This window comes from Porphyromonas sp. CAG:1061 (assembly GCF_000435035.1).
Lineage (GTDB): Bacteria > Bacteroidota > Bacteroidia > Bacteroidales > Porphyromonadaceae > Porphyromonas_A > Porphyromonas_A somerae.
In genome coordinates this window covers 1-971 of sequence record NZ_HF988863.1, presented here as the reverse complement: position 1 = coordinate 971, position 971 = coordinate 1, and the positions used below count along the sequence as shown (strand labels likewise).

Annotated in this window: 2 protein-coding genes; both read right to left on the bottom strand. The window is 48.2% G+C overall.

What is annotated here, in order from left to right; all coding sequences use genetic code 11:
• A partial coding sequence (mraW, locus tag QVO39_RS01725; RefSeq protein WP_288171490.1) for a 16S rRNA (cytosine(1402)-N(4))-methyltransferase occupies positions 1-147 on the bottom strand: 147 nt, incomplete at its 3' end.
• On the bottom strand, positions 144-452 hold the full coding sequence (locus QVO39_RS01720) for a DUF4286 family protein (RefSeq protein WP_021902755.1): 309 nt from the start codon (positions 450-452) through the stop codon (positions 144-146). The genes mraW and QVO39_RS01720, both read right to left, overlap by 4 nt.
• Positions 453-971 lie beyond the last annotated feature (519 nt).

The window sequence follows — 971 nt, the reverse complement described above, 5'->3', positions numbered from 1 at the left end:
CTCTAGGATGCGGCGTGAGTGTCCGCCGCCACCAAAGGTGCAGTCAATGTAGATACCATTGGGGTCGGTGACTAATGCCTGGACGCTCTCCTCGCACAGCACTGGCACATGGTACCCTTCCGCACGTATGACCTCTTCGCTCTTCATCTACCTATAATCTCCATAAGGGTGGGGAAAAAACCAACCCTCTCACCATATAACTCTAGTACACGGGTCACGAGTGGGTCTTCAACTAGCTCAAACCCCTCAAGTAATGCGGGGGAAGCGAGTTCAAATTGGAGGGCAACAGAGACGCCATCCTCCACAGGAGTGGGGATCCTGAGTAGCTTGGCTGCACTCCAGCCCTCTCGCTCCGACCAAGCGGGGAAAAGGCGGTGCTCCACGTAGTAGAGTAGGTCGCTACTACAACTACGATCACCGCTAATAGTCACATTATATAGATATCCTTTCATAGCCCAAAGGTACCAAAAAAAGCACAATCCCAACTCGCTAGTAACGTCCAAATAGGAATAACAAGCAATATACTGCTTGACACAATAGAGGGTGAAAGTGGAGGGCTATTCTCCCTGTACCTTACCACCAAAAATAACAAGCCCCGAGAGGAGCAAAAGTTGAGATGCAACTAAGCGATCGACGAGATGCAACAAAGCAAATGCTTAGTTGCAACTAAACAATTGCTTAGTTGCATCTCAATTTTGACTTTTATAGTTCGCTGTATTTCAGCAAGTTGCAAAGGCGCTTTTTCGGGCTTTTTATGAGGTGTCACCACTTAGGTGGACAGTCCGTTTTATTTCCAGAGTGGGATATGGTTGCTCTATTTTTAGGGCGTTACTTGCTCCGACATAGTTGGGGTCATCGGCTGGAATAGAAGCGAATGAGGCAGGGGTTACGCATTAGAATGATATTGCCGTATGGTATTCATTGGAGGTCCTATAAGGGAGGACCTCGGCAGAGGTCCCTCTTAAATAGGC

Bases quoted from the DNA above. Each gene is read 5' to 3' on its own strand.
- QVO39_RS01720 (WP_021902755.1), bottom strand. From the start codon at position 452: ATGAAAGGATATCTATATAATGTGACTATTAGCGGTGATCGTAGTTGT.